This window comes from Burkholderia sp. GbtcB21 (genome assembly GCF_019091065.1).
GTDB classification, from domain to species: domain Bacteria; phylum Pseudomonadota; class Gammaproteobacteria; order Burkholderiales; family Burkholderiaceae; genus Burkholderia; species Burkholderia pyrrocinia_C.
Window position 1 is genome coordinate 103,297 of sequence record NZ_JAGXKA010000014.1, and the last position, 18,264, is coordinate 121,560.

Consider the following 18,264-nt stretch of genomic DNA (forward strand, 5'->3'; position numbering starts at 1 on the left):
CGATTCCCGAGGCTATCGCGATGCTGCCCATGAACGTCCTCGATCGCCAGAACGCCAAGCGCGCCGCGTCCGCCGGCGCGACGGATCTCGTCGCGGTCGTGTCCGATCCCGGCAGCGAGGACGTGATCCGGCGCGTCGCGCACGATTTGTCGATCACGCGTGCGCACCTGCAGACGGGCACCTGCGACGACGCGATCCGGTTGCTGCAGCAGCACGAGCGTTCGCCGCGCCAGCTGGTCATCGACGTGTCGGATTCGGTGCTGCCGGTGTCGGACCTGATGCGTCTCGCCGACGTGTGCGATCCGTCGGTGCGGGTCGTCGCGATCGGCACGCAGAACGACGTCGGGCTGTTTCGCAACCTGCTCGGCATCGGCGTGCAGGACTACATCGTCAAGCCGCTGACCGTCGAGCTGATGCGGCGCGCGCTGACGGCGACGGAATCGGTCGTGCAGGTGCGCACCGGCAAGATCGTCAGCTTCGTCGGCGCACGCGGCGGCGTCGGCGCGACGACCATCGCGGTGAGCCTCGCGCGCTGCCTGGCGGGCGAGAAGCGCCGCCGCGTCGCGTATATCGACCTGAACCTGCATGGCGGCGGTGCGAACTCGATGCTCGGGCTGTCCAGCAACAACGGGCTGGTCGAGTTGCTGAACATGGAGCAGCGCCCCGACGACGCGCTGTTCGACCGCATGTTCGTCACCAAGGGCGACCGCCTGCACGTGCTGTCGGCCGAGCTCGCATACGGCGCCGACGTGCCGCTGGGCGACGGGGCAATCGCGCGCCTGGTCGACATGCTGAAGGACCGTTTTCATTACGTGCTGTTCGACGTCGGCAGCGGCGCCGGCAAGCTGTTCGAGGAGGCGCTCGAGGCGTCCGATCTCGTCTACGTCGTCGCCGACCGCTCGGTGCACGCCGCGTACGAATCCGCGCGGCTCGCGCGCTTCATGCAGGAGCTGCCGGGCGAGCGGCAGCTGTCGATGGTGCTGAACAATCCGCTCGCGCCGGTCGCGGGCCGCGTCGAGCCGGCCGATTTCGCGAGCGCGTTTAGCGGCGCGACGCTGCGGGAGCTGCCGCACGAGCCGCAGACGCTCGCGGTCGCCGAAAACCTCGGCGAGCCGATCGAAGGCGCGAAGCGCCACGGCTTCCTGGACGGGATCCGGCAGCTCGCGAACGGCATCACCGGCGAACCGATGGCCGTCGTCGAACCGTGGTATGCGCGCTTCGTCAAGTGGAGGAAAGGATCGTGACGTTCGGTAACCGCAACCGTCCTTCGCCGGACCCCGCGCCGGCCGCCTCGCCCGCGGCGCCGCGCGCGCCGGCGCCGGAAATCGCGCCCGCGCCGCCGCCGGCCCGCGGGCCCGCGGCCGCCGATGCTCACGAGTCGCTGATCCGCTCCGGCAAGTTCGACGCGATTCGCACCGCGGTGTTTGCGTCGATGAACATGTCGGCGGCGCTGATGAAGACGCGCGACGAAGTGCGCGCGGGCATCGAGCAGGTGGCGGCGCACACGGTCGAGCGCGAGCGCCTGAAGATCACGGCCGGCGAGCAGGTGCTGATCGTCGACGCGATCCTGAACGACATGTTCGGCGTCGGGCCGATCGAGCCGCTGCTCGCCGACGAGACGGTCACCGACATCCTCGTCAACGGGCCCGACCAGGTCTACGTCGAGCGTGCGGGCCGGCTCGAGCTCACGTCGCTGAAGTTTCGCGACGACGCGCACGTGACGAGCGTCGCGCAGCGGATCGCGGCGGCGGTGGGCCGGCGCGTCGACGAGAGCAGCCCGATGGTCGACGCGCGCCTCGCCGACGGCAGCCGCGTGAACGTCGTGCTGCCGCCGATCGCGATGCGCGGCCCGTCGATCTCGATCCGCAAGTTCGCGAAGCGCGACATCACGCTCGCGCGGATGGCGCATCAGGGCAACATCTCGCATCCGATGCTGCAGGTGCTGAAGGTGGCGTGTACGTGCCGGCTGAACATCGTGATCTCGGGCGGCACGGGCTCGGGCAAGACGACGCTGCTCAACGCGCTGTCCCAGCATATCGAGCAGCACGAACGGATCGTGACGATCGAGGACGCGGCCGAGCTGCAACTGTTGCAGCCGCACGTCGTCAGCCTCGAGACGCGGCCGGAGAATACCGAGGGGCTCGGCGGCATCTCGCAGCGCGACCTCGTGCGCAACGCATTGCGGATGCGGCCCGACCGCATCATCCTCGGCGAGATTCGCGGCCCGGAGGCGTTCGACGTGCTGCAGGCGATGAACACCGGCCACGACGGCTCGATGACGACGATCCACGCGAACTCGCCGCGCGACGCGATCAGCCGGCTCGAGAGCATGGTCATGATGGCGAACGCGAACCTGCAGCTGCTGTCGATCCGGCGCCAGATCGCGAGCGCCGTGCACCTGTTCGTGCAGGTCGAGCGGATGCGCGACGGCGTGCGGCGCGTCACGCGGATTACCGAGATCGTCGGGATGGAGGGCGAGGTGGTCATCACGCAGGATCTGTTCGCATTCCGTCAGGAGGGCGAAACGACGCGCGACGCGGTCAAGGGCGTGTTCGACGCGTCGTCGCTGCGGCCGTCGTTCGCGGCGCGCGCCGCGTATTACGGCGTCGAGGACGCGCTCGCCGAGGTGTTCCGCCAATGAGGGCCGCCGACGTGTTCGCGGCCGGCGCGTTCGTCGTGATCCTCGCGATCGGGCTCGCGCTGTCGTCGCTGCTCGATCGCGCGCGCCGCACGCCGGCGCAGCGTATTCGCGAGCGGATGCGGCGCCTGTCGCCGTTGCTCGCGGGCCGCGACGGGGGCGCGGCCGACGGGGCCGCCGTCGCGCTGTTCAATCTCGAACGCCGGCAGGGCCGCGCGCGCACGTGGCTGCGGCGCCACCTGACGCGCGTGCGCGCGGTCGGCGGCGAAGGCGGCGTGCGGATCGTCGTGGCCAGCACGATCGCCGGCGCGATCGCGGCGATCGTCGCGGTGAAGCTGATCGGGCCGCCGGACTTCCTGCGTCCGCTGATCTTCATTGGACTGCCGCTGCTCGCGATGCGCGCCAGCTACCGCTCGCTGATCGAGCGCTTCCGGATCCGTTTTCTCGAAGCGTTCCCGGACGCGATCGACCTGATCGTGCGGGCCGTGCGCGCGGGCATTCCGGTCACGCAGGCGATCAGCACGGTCGGCGACGGCGCGGCCGAGCCGGTGCGCTCGACGTTCCGCACGATGGGCGACAGCCTGCGGGTCGGCGCGGATCTCAAGGACGTGCTCACGCAGGCGGCGGACCGGCTGATGATCGCGGACTTCTCGTTCTTCACCGTCTACCTGCTGCTGCAGCGCGAAACCGGCGGCAGCCTCGGCGAGACGCTCGACGAATTGTCGAGCATCATCCGCACGCGTCGCGACATCCGCCTGAAGACCCGCGCGCTGACCGCCGAAGGGCGGATCACGACGAAGATCATTTCGGCGGTGCCGTTCGTGATGATCGGCGCGCTGTTCCTCGTGAACCGCCCCTACGTGATGCTGCTGTTCACGACGCACGCCGGCAACACGATGCTGACGATCGCAGCCGGGCTGCTGACGGTCGGGCTGCTGTCGATTCGCAAGATCTCGAGACTGGATACCGCGCGATGACGATGTCGATGCTGGCCGCCCGCGGCCTCGAACTGCTGCTGTTGCTCGCCTGCGTCGGCGTGGCGCTCTTCACGCCCGGCGGCGGCACGCGCCGGCGCATCGCCATGCGCGTGCAGCAGGCGGCCGGGCAGCGCGCGCCGTCGCTCGCGGCGGGGCGGCTGCAGCCGGGTGAAGTCCGCCAGGGCCTGACGCGCCGGCTCGCGCAGCTCGGCGAGCGGCTGCCGGTGCTCGACCCGATGCAGCGCGTGAAGCTCGGCCTGCAATTGGCGCGTGCGGGCTTTCGCGACCGCCGCGCGGTGTCGTCGATGATCGGCATCAAGCTGAGCTGCGGCGTGCTGTTCGCGGGTGTCGCGATCGTGTTCAGCCCGTACATTCCACGGCTCGGCGAATACTTCGTGATCCGCGCGCTGGCGATGATCGCCGCGTTCGTGATCGGCGTGATCGTGCCCGAGTACGTGCTCGGCGCGATGATCCGGCGGCGGCGGCGGATCATCGCCGCGTGCTTTCCGGACGCGCTCGACCTGCTCGTGATCTGCACGATGGCCGGCAACAGTCTCGCTTCGGGCATCCGGCGCGTCGCGCACGAACTGGCGCGCATCTGCCCGCCGCTCGCCGACGAGCTGACGGTGTGCGCGGACGAGCTCACGCTGAGCGGCAACGTATCCGCCACGCTCACGCATTTCGCGACGCGCGTCGATTTCGCGTCGGCGCGCTCGCTCGCGACGACGCTCACGCAGTCGCAGCGGTTCGGCACGCCGATCACGCAGGCGCTGCGAACCCTGTCGCGCAGCGAGCGCACCGAGCAGATCGTCGCGCTCGAGGAAAAGGCTGCGAAGCTCGCGCCGAAGATCACGCTGCCGATGATGCTGTTCATCCTGCCGACGGTCGGCCTGATCGCGGCGGGCCCGGCGGCGATCCGCCTGCTCGAGGTACTGAAATGACACGATCCGTCGTACGCGCGTTTGCGCTCGCGGCCGTGCTGCCGCTGCTGGCCGGCGGCTGCGGCGCGCCGGGCGTCCAGACGCGGCCGGTGCTGTCGCACAAGAGCGACGACCCGCAGGCCGAACTGCGCATCGCGGACAGCGCGCTCGCCGGCGGTAACGTCGATCTCGCGTCGACGCTGTACGAGAAGGTGCTCGCGAAGCATCCCGATTCGCTCGCGGCGCGGCTGGGGCTCGGCGACGTCAACTATCGCGCCGGCGACCTGGAGCGCGCGCGGATCCTCTACGACGAAGCGCAGCGGCAGTCGCCCGCGGAGCTCGGCCCGCGGCTCGGGCTCGCGCGCGTCGCATTGCGGCAGCGCCGGCTCGACGAAGCCGCGCAGCGCTATCGCGACCTGCTGGCCGCGCAGCCGAACCATCCGCTCGCGGCGGAAGGGCTCGGCACCGTGCTCGACCTGCAGGGGCGCCATGCGGATGCGCAGGCCGTGTATCGCGACGCGCTGCGCGCGCACCCGGACGCGCAGGGGCTGCGCATCGACCTCGGGCTGTCGCTCGTGCTGAGCAACCGGCCGCGCGAGGGCGTGAACGTGCTGCTCGACGTCGCGGGGCTGCCCGATGCGCCGTGGCAGGCGCGCCAGAACCTCGCGTTCGCATATGGCGTGCTCGGCAACACCGATTCGGCGAAGAAGCTGCTGTCCGCGGACCTGCCCGCGTCGGCGGTGGCCGACAACCTGCGCTTCTACCAGGCGGTGCGCGCGCGGCTCGCGTCGCGCGGGGCTGCCGGCGGCGCGCCGCCGCTGTCGGGCGCGGTGCTGGAGTCGGGCGTCGCGCCGCCGGGAGCGGGGGCCGAAAAATGACACGCGGGGCGACGCTCGCCCGCCGCGCGCGCGGCGTCGTGTCCCTCGAGTTCGTGCTGATGCTGCCGTTCCTGCTGATGGTGCTGATCGGCATCATCGACACGAGCCTGATCCTGTGCGACAAGGCCGTCATCACGAACGCGAGCCGCGAGGCTGCGCGCGCCGGCGTCATGCTGCGCGTGCCGATGCTGACCACGACGCAGATCGCCAACGTCGCGCAGACCTACATGCAGAACAGCCTGATCACCGGCGGCACACCGACGTCGCCGGCCGTGACCGTGACCCAGGCGAACGGCACGACGTCGGGCACCGCGCTGACGGTGACGGTGACCTACACGTATTCGGGGATGGTGCTCGGTTCCGCGTTCAGTGCGCTGACCGGCCCGGTGACGGTCTCGGCCACTTCGGTGATGCTTTATGAATGACGCGGGCGACAAGCGCGCTCCCGGCCCCGCGCGGCAGCGCGGCTCGGTCGCGCTGTTCTTCCTGCTGTTCCTGATTCCGCTGCTGTCGTTCGGCGCGCTGGCGATCGACGTCGCGTGGGTCGCCACGGTGCGCAACCAGTTGCAGAACGCCGCCGACGCGGCCGCGCTCGCGGGGGCCGACGCGATGATGTCGCCGAGCGGCGGCGCGCTGAACTGGTCGCAGGCCGCGCCGGCGGCAAACGGCGTGATCGCGCAGAACTCGGCGGCCGGCGCCGCGCTGTCGACCGGCACGGTGACCACCGGCTACTGGAACGTGACGCGCAGCCCCGCATCGATGCAGGCGACGACCATCACGCCCGGCTCGTACGACGTGCCGGCCGTGCAGGTCACCGTGACGCGCGCGCCGGGCGTGAACGGCGGCTCGATTCCGCTGCTGCTCGGCGGGCTGCTGGGGATTCCCGGCGCGTCCGGCAGCGCGACCGCGGTGGCGGTGCTGGCCGCGCCGGGCGGAGTGGCGGCCGGCGGACTGTTTCCGATCGCGATCGACCAGTGCGTGTACAACCAGTACTGGAACGCGGCGACCAACCAGCCGCTGATCAATCCGCTGACGGGCCAGCCGTACGAGTTCTCGATCACGAACGGCCAGACCTACGGCACGCTGTGCATGGGCGGGCAGTGGACGTCGTTCCAGTCGACGGCGTCCGACACGACGACGATGGGCGGGCTGATGGTGACCGGCAACCCGACGACGCTCAATATCGGCGACAGCATCTACCTCGCGACCGGCGTGAAGGCGACGCTCTACACGTCGGTGCCGGTCGGCACGACGGTGGTGCTGCCGGTCGTCACGCAGACGTCGACCAGCACCTACGTGCCGATCGTCGCGTTCGCGGCGTTCCGCATCGACGTGTCGCTCGGCGGCACGTACAAGTACATCCAGGGCCACTTCGTCGCCGGCGTGAAGATGACCGGCGTTGCGACCGGCGTCGGGCCGTACTACGGCGTGTACGTGCCGCCGCGGCTCGCGCTGTGAGCGCCGGACCGCGCACGGCGCAGCAGCACGAGGAGGGCGGCGAGCGTCACGACCGGGCCGATCTGCGGCAGCAGCAGCCCCGGGTTCAGGTATTCGTAGAGCGGCAGCGCCCACATCAGCGCGATCGTGGCCTGCTCGCCGCGCAGCCAGCCGTCGCGCCAGCCGATCGCCAGCATGCACGCGACCGCGATGCCGAGCCACGCGAGCTCGTAATGCCACACGTACGGGTTCGCCGCGAGCGTCGCGACCGCCAGCACCGCCGCGCGTAAGCGGGTGTCGCGCGAGCGCGTCCACACGACGCATGCGGCCGCGATCGCGATCGCCGCGACGCACGCGTGCGCGGCATACGCGGCGCCGAGCGGCAGGCCGGCGAGGCGGAACGCTGCGAACGGCGTCGGCGACGCGAACCAGAACATCACGCCGTGCTCGAGAATGAGCGCCCGCGCGAGCCCCGTGTTGGCGACGAACAGGCGCAGCGACTCGACGCCGCACACCAGCACGCTCAACGCGCCTAACGCGGCGGTGGCGAGCGCGGCCCACGCGATCGTGCGCCACGCGCGCGCGGCGACCAGCACGAACGGGAACAGCAGCGCCATCTGCGGCTTGACCGACAGCAGGCCGATGCAGAGGCCTGCCCACATCGGCCGCCGGTCGGCCCAGTAGACGGCCAGCGCCGCGCACGAAGTGGTCAGGAACGCGTTCTGCCCGAGCATCGCGGTGACGAACACGCACGGGGCGCTGACTAGCGCGAATGCGCCGATGCGCCGCACGCCGGGCGTCGCGCCGAGGCCCGACACGCGCCATGCGGCAAACCCGAACACGACGATGCCGAGCGCGACGAACAGCGGATAACCGATCGCAAAGGGCAGCAGTGCGAACGGCGTCACGAGCAGCAGGTAGGTGGGCGGGTACAGCCACGCGACGAGGCCTTCTGTGCGGAAATACGGGAACATCGAGGCCGCCAGCCGCGAGAAGGTCGGGAAATCGTACGCCTGCCATGGTGCGCCGTGCAGCATCACGTACGACGCCGACCAGAACACCGAGTAGTCCGCGCCCGGGCTCGCGATGGTCGTGCCCGGCGTGTAGCGGATCACGTACGTCCAGATCGCCAGGAACAGCGCGTGGAACACGAGCACGAACGCGCTGTACGCGACGACGCGCCGCGGCGTCAGCCACGCGCGGACGGGGCGCTCCGCCGAGCGCATCGATTGCCGGGGAATGTCCATGCGCCGCGTGCCGGTTACTTGACGGAGATTTTCCTGGCGGCGTGGCTGGCGGCCGCGGGTGTCGCCGGCCGGCGGCGGGCCGCATGCGCGCGCTTGAGCGGGAACTGCAGCAGCTTCGACGCCGGATGCGTGGCGGCATCCCGCTCGGCGCGGTAGCGCCCCCGCACCAGATAGACCGGGCGCTGCTTCGACTCGTGATAGATGCGGCCGAGGTATTCGCCGATCACGCCGATGCCGACCAGCTGGATGCCGCCGATGAACAGCACGACGGAAATCAGCGACGCGTAGCCATGCACCGGGTTGCCGAGCAGCAGCGTGCGCACGACGATGAACGCGCCGTAGACGAGCGCGAGCATCGCGAACGTGAGGCCGACGTAGGTCCACACGCGCAGCGGCACCGTGCTGAAGCTCGTGATGCCTTCGAGCGCGAAGTTCCAGCGCTTCCATCCGGAGAACTTCGACCGGCCGCCGCTGCGCGGCGCGCGCGTGTATTCGACGATCGCGGTGCGAAAGCCGACCCACGCGAACAGGCCTTTCATGAAGCGTCGCCGCTCGGGCAGCGCGCGCAGCGCGTCGACGACCTGACGGTCCATCAGCCGGAAATCGCCGACGTTCTCCGGCATCTCGACTTCGGAGAGCCGGTTATGCACGCGGTAATAGAGCGCGGCCGCCGCGCGCTGCAGGTAGGGGTCGCACATCCGGTCGGTGCGCTTCGCGGCAACGACCTCGGCGCCCGCGAGCCAGCGTTCGATCATTGCGGGAATCAACGCGGGCGGGTCCTGCAGGTCGGCGTCGATCAGGATTACCGCGGCGCCGGCCGCTTCGTCGAGGCCGGCGGTGAGCGCGGCCTCCTTGCCGAAACGGCGGGTGAGATCGACGACGCGCACGCGCGGGTCGCCGGCCATGACCTCGAGCAGCCGGTCGAGCGTGCTATCGCGGCTGCCGTCGTTGATGCAGACGATCTCGAAGCGGACCGTGTCGAGCGACTCGAGGACGGGCAGCGTTTCGGCAAAGAATGCGTCGATCGTTTCGTCTTCGTCGTGAAACGGCACGACGAGCGAGACCAGCGGCTTTCTGGCGTGCGTGGGCATGCGTCCCCCGAGAGATCCGGCCTGCGCTGCACCGTATGGATTCGGTTGTCGTCCATCGCAGGCCGGACGACAGGCGTTACGATCATTGTAGGCAGAAATCGGCGATTCGTAATACCGATGCGCGGGTTGTGCGGCGGGTTGTTGCGCCGTCGACGCACGGTTCGCCGCCGGCCGGCCGAGGGTACGCGGGCGCCGGGATGAGGTTTTTCGATGTCGAAGGAGAGCGCGATGCAAGTTCAGGACCTGACCGGCGCAGCACTGGACTACTGGGTGGCGCTGGCCGAAGGCCTCGGCGCGCCGTGCGTCGCCGGCGGTGCATGCCGGGCGATCCGTGAGACGGGCGGCGCGAGCGTGTCGTTCGCGCCGTCGTCGTCGTGGACGGACGGCGGCCCGATCGTCGAGCGGCTGCCGTTCGACGCGTTCGAGCGCGACGGCGGGCGCGGCGCGTGGCGGGCCGTGCTGCACCGTGCGGTGCCGGCCGCCGGCGAGCGCTGCACGTTCAACCAGTCGGGGCCGACGCTGCTGATCGCCGCGATGCGCACGCTCGTCGCGTCGACCTTCGGCGAGGACGTGCCGGATCTCGACATGTCGAAACCGCGTTGAGCGTAGCCCGTCGCGTTGCGGCGCGTGGTGCTCGTTGCTTCTGGTGCCTCCTGCCTTCTATCCGGCGGATAGATTCCGGATCGCGATCGACGCGACATCGACGCGCCGCGGCAGGATCGCATCCGCCGCCGCGCGATCGGCGACGCGTTGCAGCACGTCGATGTCGGCGCCGCTGAGGCTGCGTTGCGCGAGCGCTGCGCGGCGCGCGATGTCGGCGGCCGCGTCGGGCGGCAGGCGCGTCAGCGACGCATAGACGCTCGCGTAGTCGGCCGGGTGCGCGAGCGCCCATTGGCCCGCGCGGGTCAGCCGTGCGAGCACGTCCGCGAGCGCCGCGCGTTTCGCGCGGTCGTCGAGCGTGTCGACCGGCGACGTGAGGAACGCGAGCCCCGAATTGATGCCGCTGCCGTCGCGGACGATGCGCGCGCCGCGTCGTACCGCGTGGCCGTAGTACGGGTCGAACGTCGCCCAGATGCCGATCCGCCTGGCTTCGAATGCGGCGAACGCATCGACGGGCAGCACGAAACGCACGTCGACGTCGCGCGGCGCGAGACCGTGTTCGCGCAGCGCGCCGTACAGCTGATATTGCGAGATGCTGCCGCGCGCGGACGACACGACGACGGTTTGCCCTTTCAGGTCGGCGACGGTGCGGACCGGCGAGTCGGGCTGCACGACGATGCCGAGCGACGCCGGTGAGCCGACGCGCGTCGCGACGATCCGCAGCGCCGGATCGCCGAGCGCGGCCGTCAGCACGGGCAGGTCTCCGGCCGGTGCGAGATCGATCGCGCCCGCGCGCTGTGCCTCGAACAGCGGCGCGGCGCCCTGGAAATTGGCCCAGCGGAACCGGTACGGCGTGCCGTCGAGCACGTGTGCGGCTTCGGCCAGCGCGCGCAGGCCGCCGGCCTGGTCGCCGAGCACGAGCGTGATGCCCGACAGGTCGGCGCCGGCCGCGCGGGCTGGCAGTGCGATGCCGCCGGCGAGCGGCGCGGCGGCGAGGGCGGCAAGACGCTGCAGCACGCGGCGGCGTGTCGTGGCGGAAGAGGTGTTCATTGGCGGCATGTCCTCGGTGATCCGCGCGCGTGCGGCGCGGCTGCCGGGCAGGTTACGGAATCGGGTTCCGGCCGACAAACATCGAATCGTGAAATGCATATTCGCGCGGCGACGGCCGGGGCGGCCGATCTCGACGCCCGACGCGCGCGGGCGGCTTATGCGGCCGACGAAACCGTGCGCAGGAACGCCCGCACCGCCGGCGCCTTTTCGAACCGCCGGTGCGCGAGCGCGAGTTCCGACATGATCGGCTTGCCGGCGATCGGCCGGTACACGACGCCCGGCAGCGACACGCAACCGGCCAGCGCATCGGGAATCACGGCGACCCAGCCGTTCACGGACACGCACGCGAGCACTGCGAGCAAGCCGCCCGGCCGCGCGGCGATCACCGGCGCGAAGCGGCCGCGGCGTGCGACTTCGAGCGTGCCGAGCTCCTGTTCCGGCACCGCGAAGCGTGCATCGGCGAGGTCGGCCGCGCGCACGGCCGCCATCGACGCATAGCGCGAATCGGCCGGCACGGCCGCGACGAACACGTCGCGCTGCAGCGTGACGATCCGCAGGCCGCCGGGCAGCGGCAGCGGCGGGCGCACGTACGCGAGGTCGAGCCGGCCCGCGTCGAGCTGGTTCGCGACGTCGTCCATCGGCACTTCGCGCAGGTTCAGCTCGATGCGCGGGTGCGCGGCGCGGAACGCGCCGACCGTGCGCTGCAGCGTGCCCGAATAGACGGCGGACGATACGTAGCCGATCTCGATCCGGCCGAGTTCGCCGCGCTCGGCCAGCGCGGCGAGTTCGCGGCCGCGCTGCAGGTGCTCGAACGCGGCGCTCGCCTCGGCGAGATAGGCCTCGCCGGCCGCGCTCAGCGTGACCGCGCGGCGCGACCGGTGAAAGAGCCGCACGCCGAGCACGCGTTCGGCTTCCTGGATCTGCCGCGTGAGCGCGGGCGGCGCCATGTCGAGCGCGTCGGCCGCCCGGGCGAAATGCAGGTGCTGCGCGACGCTCAGGAATGCGCGCACGTGACGGAATTCGAGCCGGTCCATAATTGCAATTTTCGTCAATAAAACAGTATCGGAGTGTCAATGACAGGCAATACCGGGCAAGCCTAGCATACGGCTCGTTCATCCAGCTTCGGAGTTGCCGATGTCCCAATCCTCCCCGGCGTCGCGTGCGGCCACCGCACCGCAAGCGGGTGCCCGCCTGCCGGCCGCCGTGACGCTTGCCGTCGCGTCGGCGACCTGTTCGCTGATCGTGCTCGACACGAACGTCGTCGCCGTGTCGCTGCCGAGCATCGCGCGCAGTTTTCATGCGAGCTTCGCCGATATCGAATGGGTCGTCAGCGCGTACATGACTGCGTTCGCCGCTTGCCTGCTGCCGGCCGGCGGGCTCGCCGACCGCTTCGGGCGCAAGCGGATGCTCGGCGCGGGGCTTGCGCTCTTTTTTCTCGCGTCGCTCGGCTGCGGCGTTGCGCCGTCGGCCGGCTGGCTGATCGCCGCGCGCGCGCTGAAGGGCGGCGGCGCCGCGCTGCTGCTGACGGCCGCGCTCGCGGTGATCGCGAATCGTTTTCCGGAAGGGCGCGAACGGGCGCGCGCGTGGGCGATCTGGGGGATGTGCATGGGGATCGCGACGGCGATCGCGCCGCTCGTCGGCGGCGCGATCACGCAATGGATCGGCTGGCGCTGGGTGTTCCTGCTGAACCTGCCCGTCTGTGCGCTGCTGGCGGTGGGCGCGCGCGTCGCGATCGACGAATCGCGCGATCCGCACGCGAAACGCGTGGACGCCGCCGGCAGCCTGCTGTTCGGCGCGGCGCTCGCGTGCGCGATCGCCGCGCTGATCGGCGCACCGTCGCACGGCTGGCTGTCGGCCGCGACGCTCGGCCGGCTCGCGCTCGCCGCCGCGCTGTTTGCCGCTTTCATCGGCGCCGAGCGCTGGCAGGCGCGGCCGATGATCGATCTCGCGCTGTTCCGTCAGCCGCGCTTCGTCGGTGCCGTGCTCGCGATGTTCGGCTATGCGGCGTGCGCACAGGTGATGATGACGTTCCTGCCGCTGTATCTGCAGAACGCGTTCGGGATGTCGGCGATCGACGCGGGCCTCGGGATGCTGCCGTTCGCGTTCGCGATGATCGCCGGGCCGTCGCTCGGCGCGGCGCTTGCCGCGCGCGTGTCGTCAGGCGGCGTGCTGGCGGGCGGGCTCGCGCTGATCGGCGCGGGCAACCTCGCGACCGCGGCGCTGACGGCCAGCGGCGACTACCGGCTCGTCGCTATCGGCATGTTCGTGACGGGTTGCGGCGCCGGGATCATGAACGGCGATACGCAGAAGGCGATCATGGCGTGCGTGCCGCCGGACCGCACGGGCATGGCATCGGGCATCAGCACGACGACGCGCTTCTCGGCGATCGTGACGGCCGTCGGCGTGCTCGGCGCGGTGCTGGCGGCGAGCACGCATGCGCGGCTCGACCGGCTGCTGTCGGCCGCGCCCGGCCTGCGCGCGTTCGCCGACGCGCCGTTCATGTCGAGCCTGCTGGCCGGCGATCTGGCGCAGGCGCTCGACCGCGTGCCGCCGTCGGCAGCCGGCGCGCTCGCCCAGGCAGCGCCCGTCGCGTTCGCGAGCGGGTTTGCCGATGCGCTCATGGTGAGCGGCGTGCTCGCGCTCGTTGCGTCAGTCGTTGCATACAAGTTGCTTGCGCAACCGATGCGCGACGCGTAGCGGGGCGTTTTGGGCATGTTTCGCACGCGCCACGACAGAATCATCAAGCTTGCGCGTTCCGGTTTCGTGCAGCGTATTCAAGATGTCATCGACGATCGAGAATCTGTTGCACGTGCTCGCTGCGCTGTCGATCGGCACGCGGCCGTACATGCCGGCAGAATTCCATGGACGCGAAGCGTGTGACGTCACGCACGATCCTGTTGTCGACGCTCGGGTCGATCGTGTTGCTGTCGGTGTTGCCGATGATCGCGCGCCACGGCTGATGCCGTGCGCGGCCCGCGGATCGGGTTGCGTCAGCGCTTTAGCGCGTCGCGACCGGTTGCGGCATCGTGCAACGTGCGGGTCGCGTCGTGCAGCTTGCGCTGCTTGTCGGCAAGCTTGCGCTGTGCCTTCGCGAGCTTGCCCGTGTCGCCGCGTGCTTCGGCTTGCCGCAGGTCCGATTCCGCGTTGCGCACTTCAGCCTGCGCCTTCTCGACGTCGCGCTGCTCGTCACGCACCTTGCGTTCGGCGCGCGCGAGCTGGCCCGCGTCCGTGCAGTTCGCGCGGACCTTCTCCAGCGCCGCCTGCTGGTGCATGGCCTGTTGCGTATTGCCGTGCTGCTTCGCGTAGTCGATCTGCGTCTGCAGCGCGTGGATGCGCGTCGCGCAGTCCTGCGTATCGGCCATTGCGGCGGAGCTGGCGAGCAATGCGATCGGGAGCGTGATGGCGATCAGGGTGTTTTTCATCAGGGATTCCTCGGCGTGCTGCCCGTGGCAGAGCTTGTTGTTGGAGACGTGCATGACGACGCATGGCCGTTCGCTGGACTGCATTGTGCAAGGGCGGACCGGCGCTGGTAAATAGGATCAGTCTGACATGCGGTCTGCGACGCGCAGAGGAAAGCGGAGGAAAAGCGCGATCGGATTGGCGGATCGAGCCGGATCGCCGATGTATTGGCCGCGAGCAGGGTACGCGTAGCTCCGTGGCGATCGATGCGACGACAACCGGTGCGATGCGCGTGCGGCGACATGACGCGCGTTCGCCGTGGTTTAGTGCGATTTCGTCGTGTGGCGCTGATGACGCGCGACGCGTGCGACGAGCGGCCGGCGCGCGGCATGGCAGTGCGTTGCCTTGCGTGCTCGCGGCGGACGCGGCGACTCGGGCGCGGGCGCCGCCGGTTCGGTTGCGGACGCAACCGCCGCAACCGCCGGCAGCGCGGCCTCGGCGTCGAGCCAGCCGCGCGTCGCTTCGGCGATCAGCCCGCGCAGCCAGCGCACGCCTTCGACGCACGATCCCGATTCGTTCCACGTCATCCGGTACACGATATCCGGCGGTTCGACCGGCAGCGCGACCGCGGCGAGCGGCAGCAGCTTCGCGTAGTGCCGCGCGAGCCGGTACGTGGTGGTCAGGATCATGTCGGAGCGCACGAGCGCATGCGCGGCGAGTTCGAAGTGCGGCAGCGTGACGACGATTCGCCGCTGCAGGCCCACGCGTTCGAGCTGCCGATCGATCGCGCCGGACGCTTCGAGCCACGACGGCGTCGGGCACAGCTGCGGCGCTGCCGCGAAATCGGCGGCCGTCATCGCGCCGCGCCGCGCGAGCGGATGCGTCGCGCGCATCAGGCATACGACGCGATCGTCGAACAGATCGTCCTGCCGGAACCGCGACGAGCGGGCCGGGCGATTGTCGATCACGACGTCGAGTTCGCCGTCGGCGAGTGCGCGCTCGTCGTCGAAACCGTCGCCGAGCGGATGGAACACGAGCTGCGCGTTCGGCGCGCGCTCGCGGAACAGCGCGACGAGCTTCGGCACGAACAGCACGTTCAGATAGTCGGGGCAGCCGATCCGGTAGGTGCGCACCGACGTGCGAGCGTCGAACGTCGGCTGCTGGATGCGGATGAAGTCGATCACGCGCAGCGCGTTGCGCAGCGGTTCGATCAGCCGCGCGCCGAACTCGGTCGGCACCATCCCGTAGCGGCTGCGCACGAGCAGCGGATCGCCGAGCAGCGTGCGCAGCCGCTTGAGCGCCGCGCTCGTCGCCGGCTGCGACATGTTCAGGCGCACGGCCGCACGCGACACGGTGCGCTCGGTCAGCAGCACGAGCAGGATGCGCATCAGCCGTGCATCCAGTACGTCGAGCACGTCCGTGGCGGCGGACTCGCTGCGGGGCCGGGCGTTCGGGTCTATTGGGTCCCGCATGCCGATACGCCTCCCGGCGGCACAGAGCACGAACCCGAGCCCGAGCGCGACGCGGCAGCCGGCCGGCGGCCCGTCATTTTGCGAAGGTTCCCGGCCAGCCGACGATCCGCTTCGGACGCGGCGGCGCATACGTGCGGACCTTCGATGTCTTCAGCTTCAGGCGCACCAGCGACTCGGCGAGCGCGACCGCGGCCGATACGCCGTCGACCACCGGCACGCCCGTGCATTCCTCGATCTGCCGGTCGAGGCCGGCCATTCCGCCGCAGCCGAGGCAGATCACTTCCGCGCGATCGTCCTTCACCGCGCGCTGCGCCTGGCCGACGATCGACTCGATCGCGCGGGCCGGATTCTCCTCGAGTTCGAGCACCGCAAGGCCGCTCGCGCGCACCGACGCGCAGCGCGCGTCGAGCCCGGCGAGCTTCAGGCGATCCTCGATCAGCGGCACCGTGCGGTCGAGCGTCGTGACGACCGAGTAGCGATGCCCGAGCAGCATCGCGATGCTCGCGGCCGCTTCGGTGATGTCGACGACGGGCACCGTCAGCAGTTCCTGCAGGCCTTCGCGGCCATGTTCGCCGTAGCCGGCCTGAATCACCGCGTCATACGGCTCGTCGTAGCTCAACACGCGATCCATCACGGCGATCGCCGCGAGGTAGCTCTCGAAGTTGCCTTCGACCGACTCCGCACCGAAGCGCGGCGTCAGCCCGACGATCTCCGTGCCGGGCGACGCGGCGGCCCGCGCCTGCGCGGCGATCGCGTCGGTGATCGACTCGGTCGTGTTGACGTTGACTACCAGGATCCTCATCGGGCACTCCGTATGTGTGGGTTCAGTGTTGCGCGCAGGCGACCGCGATGTGTTCGCCCGAGCGCTCGTCGTATTGCCGTTTGCGATCGGCCAGCAGCCAGTACACGCTGCCCGCGATGGCCGCGCCGAGCAGCCAGGAGAACGGCGTCATCGCGCTGAAGGCCGGCACGACGGCGAGCGTGATCGAGATCAGCGCGGACGGCACGAGCGCCGCGAGCGCCTTGCGGTTCACGCCGCGCGTGTAGAAATAGGCGCCGGTCGGCGCTTCGGTATAGAGGTCGGGCACGTTTACGCGCTGCTTGCGCACGAGCCAGTAGTCGACCGTGATGATCCCGTACAGCGGGCCGAGCAGCGCGCCGAGGCCGGACAGGAAGTAGACGATCACGATCGGGCTGTTGTACAGGTTCCACGGCAGGATCAGCACGGCGATCGTCGCGCTGATCAGGCCCGCGCGGCGGAACGACAGGCGGTGCGGCGCGAGGCTCGTCAGCACGAAGGCCGGTGCGACGAAGTTCGCCATGATGTTCACGGCGACCGTGACGATCAGGAATGCGAGGCAACCGAGCACGAGGAACAGCTTGTTCGGCACCGTCGCGATGATTTCCGTCGGGCTGTGGATGATCTGGCCGTTCAGCTTGAACTGCGCGCCGGCGAGCACGAAGCTGATCGTCGCGAACACGAGGATGTTCACCGGCAGGCCCCAGAAATTGCCGACCCGCACCGTCTTGGCGCTCGGCGACGAGCGGGCGAAATCGCAGAAGTTGAGCACCAGCGTGCCGTAGATCGCGAGCCACAGCGAACCGCCCGCGAAGACCTCCGTCCACATCTTCAGGCCGGTCATCGGCTTGCCGATCGACATCGCGAGATGGCCGCCCGTGCGGCTGAACATCCACGCGGCGAGCGACAGCGTCGTGACGAGGATCACCGGGCCGGCGAGCCCCTCGTACTTGCGGACCATTTCCATCCCGTACGTGAGGATGCCGATCTGCACGAGCCAGATCGCGACGAACGTGATCCAGCCGAGCGTCGACAGCCCGAAGATCGCGTTCCGGTCGAATGCGGCGAGGCCCGGCCAGATCGCGGTGAGCAGCACGCGCAGCACGACGGACGCGAGATAGGTCTGGATACCGAACCATGCGATCGCGATCACCGCGCGGATCATCGCGGGCAGCAGCGCGCCGTAGATACCGAAGCTCATCCGGCTGATCACCGGGAACGGCACGCCGGTCTTCTGGCCCATGTAGCCGGTGAGGTTCATGAAGCAGTACACGAGCACCGCGCCGATCGCGAGCGACGCGAGCATCTGCCAGCCCGACAGGCCGAGCGCGAACAGCCCGATCGCGAACGAGTAGTTCGCGATGTTGTGCACGTCGTTGGTCCACAGCGCAAAGATGCTGTAGCGGCCCCAGGTCCGGCCCTCGGCCCTGGTCGGCGCGAGGTCGGGGTTGTGCAGCCGCGGGCTCAGCGCGGGGGCGCGCGAGGCCGTGTCGGATCGATGCGATGCGTCGTCCGCGCCGAGCACGAGGCCCGGGCGGTGAGTGGCTTCCAGTTGCACGCCGTTGTCTCCTTCCATGTGCGGGGCGCGAAACCGGCAGCGTGTACACGCTGCGCCGGCCTGGCCGCCGTGGACCTTATGTCTCGGATTTGTTCGCGAGTATGGGTGGCCGGCGCGATGATGGGAAATTAAATATTCGGCTGGGCGTCATTTGAAAAATGAATGGAATGCCGTCGGCAGTGGTGGCCCGGTGCGGCA

The 18,264-nt window shown here is 70.0% G+C and carries 17 protein-coding genes; 9 read left to right on the plus strand and 8 right to left on the minus strand.

The window, feature by feature from the left end; all coding sequences use genetic code 11:
- Positions 1-20 precede the first annotated feature (20 nt).
- From KVT39_RS27120 to KVT39_RS27150, 7 genes are read left to right on the plus strand one after another with little or no spacing between them, the layout of a single operon-like run.
- Positions 21-1,244 (plus strand): AAA family ATPase, encoded by a 1,224-nt coding sequence (locus KVT39_RS27120; protein ID WP_034179891.1) that lies wholly within the window; start codon positions 21-23, stop codon positions 1,242-1,244.
- Positions 1,241-2,641, plus strand: a complete 1,401-nt coding sequence (locus KVT39_RS27125; RefSeq protein WP_034179890.1) for a CpaF family protein — start codon at positions 1,241-1,243, stop codon at positions 2,639-2,641. The genes KVT39_RS27120 and KVT39_RS27125 overlap by 4 nt, the downstream gene beginning before the upstream one ends.
- The gene (locus tag KVT39_RS27130) at positions 2,638-3,615 is read left to right on the plus strand and encodes a type II secretion system F family protein (protein ID WP_217590622.1); all 978 of its coding nucleotides are present in this window, start codon (positions 2,638-2,640) and stop codon (positions 3,613-3,615) included. Before KVT39_RS27125 ends, KVT39_RS27130 begins: the two co-directional genes overlap by 4 nt.
- Positions 3,612-4,556, plus strand: a complete 945-nt coding sequence (locus tag KVT39_RS27135) for a type II secretion system F family protein (protein ID WP_217590623.1) — start codon at positions 3,612-3,614, stop codon at positions 4,554-4,556. Before KVT39_RS27130 ends, KVT39_RS27135 begins: the two co-directional genes overlap by 4 nt.
- A complete protein-coding gene (locus KVT39_RS27140) occupies positions 4,553-5,413 on the plus strand; it encodes a tetratricopeptide repeat protein (RefSeq protein ID WP_217590624.1) in 861 nt (286 codons plus the stop codon). Before KVT39_RS27135 ends, KVT39_RS27140 begins: the two co-directional genes overlap by 4 nt.
- Positions 5,410-5,838, plus strand: a complete 429-nt coding sequence (locus KVT39_RS27145; RefSeq protein WP_105392121.1) for a TadE/TadG family type IV pilus assembly protein — start codon at positions 5,410-5,412, stop codon at positions 5,836-5,838. The genes KVT39_RS27140 and KVT39_RS27145 overlap by 4 nt, the downstream gene beginning before the upstream one ends.
- Positions 5,831-6,871, plus strand: a complete 1,041-nt coding sequence (locus tag KVT39_RS27150; protein ID WP_034179885.1) for a TadG family pilus assembly protein — start codon at positions 5,831-5,833, stop codon at positions 6,869-6,871. Before KVT39_RS27145 ends, KVT39_RS27150 begins: the two co-directional genes overlap by 8 nt.
- Here the strand turns inward: KVT39_RS27150 and KVT39_RS27155 are convergent.
- Together KVT39_RS27155 and KVT39_RS27160 are read right to left on the minus strand one after the other, a co-directional pair.
- On the minus strand, positions 6,835-8,097 hold the full coding sequence (locus KVT39_RS27155) for a glycosyltransferase family 87 protein (protein ID WP_217590625.1): 1,263 nt from the start codon (positions 8,095-8,097) through the stop codon (positions 6,835-6,837). The two genes, KVT39_RS27150 and KVT39_RS27155, sit on opposite strands and share 37 nt — an antisense overlap.
- Positions 8,098-8,111: 14 nt before the next feature.
- Positions 8,112-9,188: a glycosyltransferase family 2 protein gene (locus KVT39_RS27160; RefSeq protein ID WP_217590626.1), complete on the minus strand. Its 1,077-nt coding sequence runs from the start codon at positions 9,186-9,188 to the stop codon at positions 8,112-8,114.
- A 228-nt stretch (positions 9,189-9,416) separates the two neighbouring features.
- Here KVT39_RS27160 and KVT39_RS27165 point away from each other — a divergent pair, with 228 nt between their 5' ends.
- The gene (locus KVT39_RS27165) at positions 9,417-9,791 is read left to right on the plus strand and encodes a phage protein NinX family protein (RefSeq protein WP_105392174.1); all 375 of its coding nucleotides are present in this window, start codon (positions 9,417-9,419) and stop codon (positions 9,789-9,791) included.
- Between the two features lie 57 nt (positions 9,792-9,848).
- On the opposite strand, the gene KVT39_RS27170 is transcribed toward KVT39_RS27165, so the two are convergent.
- On the minus strand, positions 9,849-10,838 hold the full coding sequence (locus KVT39_RS27170; protein ID WP_217590627.1) for an ABC transporter substrate-binding protein: 990 nt from the start codon (positions 10,836-10,838) through the stop codon (positions 9,849-9,851).
- Positions 10,839-10,993: 155 nt separating this feature from the next.
- The gene (locus KVT39_RS27175; protein WP_034179881.1) at positions 10,994-11,872 is read right to left on the minus strand and encodes a LysR family transcriptional regulator; all 879 of its coding nucleotides are present in this window, start codon (positions 11,870-11,872) and stop codon (positions 10,994-10,996) included.
- A gap of 100 nt (positions 11,873-11,972) precedes the next feature.
- Here KVT39_RS27175 and KVT39_RS27180 point away from each other — a divergent pair, with 100 nt between their 5' ends.
- A complete protein-coding gene (locus KVT39_RS27180; protein ID WP_034179880.1) occupies positions 11,973-13,535 on the plus strand; it encodes an MFS transporter in 1,563 nt (520 codons plus the stop codon).
- A 293-nt stretch (positions 13,536-13,828) separates the two neighbouring features.
- On the opposite strand, the gene KVT39_RS27185 is transcribed toward KVT39_RS27180, so the two are convergent.
- From KVT39_RS27185 to KVT39_RS27200, 4 genes are all read right to left on the minus strand, one after another.
- Positions 13,829-14,260: a DUF1090 family protein gene (locus KVT39_RS27185; protein WP_217590628.1), complete on the minus strand. Its 432-nt coding sequence runs from the start codon at positions 14,258-14,260 to the stop codon at positions 13,829-13,831.
- 300 nt (positions 14,261-14,560) lie between these two features.
- Positions 14,561-15,709: a LysR family transcriptional regulator gene (locus tag KVT39_RS27190; RefSeq protein WP_217590629.1), complete on the minus strand. Its 1,149-nt coding sequence runs from the start codon at positions 15,707-15,709 to the stop codon at positions 14,561-14,563.
- 73 nt (positions 15,710-15,782) lie between these two features.
- Positions 15,783-16,511 (minus strand): aspartate/glutamate racemase family protein, encoded by a 729-nt coding sequence (locus tag KVT39_RS27195; RefSeq protein ID WP_034179877.1) that lies wholly within the window; start codon positions 16,509-16,511, stop codon positions 15,783-15,785.
- Positions 16,512-16,533: 22 nt separating this feature from the next.
- Positions 16,534-18,084, minus strand: coding sequence for an NCS1 family nucleobase:cation symporter-1 (locus KVT39_RS27200; protein WP_217590630.1), 1,551 nt, complete (start codon positions 18,082-18,084; stop codon positions 16,534-16,536).
- Positions 18,085-18,264: the final 180 nt, after the last annotated feature.